Raw genomic sequence first — 1,898 nt, 5'->3', positions numbered from 1 at the left:
CAACGTCCTGTGGGCCATGCTCCGCGACGGAGCGTGCTACCAAGCCACACCATCGGTCACGGCGTCGGCTTGACAGCTTCATTGGGAAGTCTCCTTCACGCTGGTCCACCGGCATCCCCTTCGGGCGCCCGTATGGATCGGGTTCCTGCGGGGACGAGGAAAGTCTTGAGGACCTAACGGACCGCTCCAAGGCGGTAACAGGCTTACCGCCAGCGCATTGCGTCAGCGGCATGCCCGCTTCGCGTGTTCGCAGCCCACACGTGGTCGCAGCACGTTGCGGCTCGATAGCTGTACATTCCATTCCGGCTCCAACAGATGAGCTTATTTCCTACCAATCCGGTGACCGAGTGCTGCCGAATCACCTGGTGGAGGCTCAAGCCGGTGGCTTGCGGTGCCGGGCATTCGCAAGCCTGGGGCGCAGTGGCAAGGGGGCGCACGAAGGGAAGTTCCGCGATGAACAGACGCACGATGGGGCGCGGTCTGGCCGGCGCTGTCCTGGCTGTGGGTTTTGGTGTGGCGGGCATCGGCGCGGCCGGAGCGGCCCCCCAGTCCCACCACCATGATCACGGCGTGTCGGCGACGGTGACGTCCTGGATCGAGCTCAACGTCCGCCAGCACCCGTGGACCCACTCGCACGTGGTGTGGAGCCTGGAACCGGGCAGACACGTTAAGCTCACCTGCGAGCAGGACGGCTGGTACCACCTGGCCGACGGAAGCGGCTGGGGCGACGCGCGCTACGTCCACCCCCACGAATGGGTCCGCTACTGCTGACCCAGCAGGGCCGAGGCCGGACTCAGTCCCGGCTCCGGGGCCCGGCGGCAGGTCGGCGGCAACCGCTCACTCGGGCACAGGGCCCGACGGTACCCACCCCGCGAGTAGACCCGCCACACCAGCCGCAGGGCCCGAAGGGGACCTGGAGAGCGTCCCCGGTCCCGGCCGCCCCCGCCGGTAGCCCAACCGATCAAGCCGGCACTGCGTAAGCCCCCGTATCCCGGGCGGGCAGACCCCCGGGGTACGGGACCTCACCCCGGGCCCCTACGCCGGTTTCGCCCCCGGGCACAGGATTGCCCCCTGGACCGGGTCACCGGCCGCAGCACTGATTCGAAGCCCCGACCTCGCCCAGTAGCGGCGCACAGCGGGGCGGGCAAGTCGAGCAGATCTCGGGTGTGGCGCTTGCTTGCTTGAAGCCGCCTGGCACGCCGTGGGCCCGCTTACGACGGCTCCGCCCGTGGACAACGTCACCGGCTCCTCAACCCCGTCTTCGGTCGACCACCTTCGCGGCGACCGCTACCCCCGGCCGATCTGGCTGTGGTGGTCGGCCACCGATGCCACCGCCGGGGACGTGGACCGGCTCTGGCAGGCGTTCCTGCGCAGATTCGACCTGGAACACACCTTCAGGATGTTCAAGCAGACACTGGGCTGGACGGCTCCCAAACTCCGCGAGCCGGCCGCCGCTGACCGTTGGACCTGGCTGGTCATCGCCGCCACACCCAGCTCCGCCTGGCCCGGCCCCTTGCCGAGGACCTTCGCAGACCCTGGGAGCGGCCCGCACGCCAAGGACGTCTCACCCCTGCACGGGTCGCCGAGGATTTCGCCGCCTCCACGGCAAGGCCCCTCAACCGGCCGGTGCACCGAAACCCAGCACCGCAGGCCCAGGCCGACCAATCGGCACGAAGAACAAGCACCGTGCACGCGAACGCACCGTCGGAAAACAGGGCCAACCGGACCTCACGGCAACCACCACAAGCAGCAGATCTGGATAAACGTCAAGCTTAGACACGCCAAAGACCGTTGCAGTACTAACCTCGCGCTTTCACGTGGCTGCGCGTCCGATGGATGATCGGAAACGAGAAGAGTGCTCCTGACCTGCAACGATGGGACTTGTCTAGGGTCCAGGT

1 protein-coding gene and 1 pseudogene are annotated in these 1,898 nt (G+C 67.8%); both read left to right on the top strand.

Annotated elements, in window-relative coordinates; genetic code table 11:
* Nucleotides 1-453: 453 nt before the first annotated feature.
* Nucleotides 454-771, top strand: coding sequence for an SH3 domain-containing protein (locus ACFWTC_RS38880; protein WP_383933584.1), 318 nt, complete (start codon nucleotides 454-456; stop codon nucleotides 769-771).
* Between the two features lie 520 nt (nucleotides 772-1,291).
* Nucleotides 1,292-1,763: pseudogene (locus ACFWTC_RS38875) on the top strand (transposase); the annotation flags it as partial.
* Between the last annotated feature and the right edge of the window lie 135 nt (nucleotides 1,764-1,898).

The organism is Streptomyces sp. NPDC058619, from assembly GCF_042717785.1.
Lineage (GTDB): Bacteria > Actinomycetota > Actinomycetes > Streptomycetales > Streptomycetaceae > Streptomyces.
The sequence above is the reverse complement of the archived record's forward strand: the minus strand, read 5'-3'. Positions and strand labels throughout refer to the sequence as shown.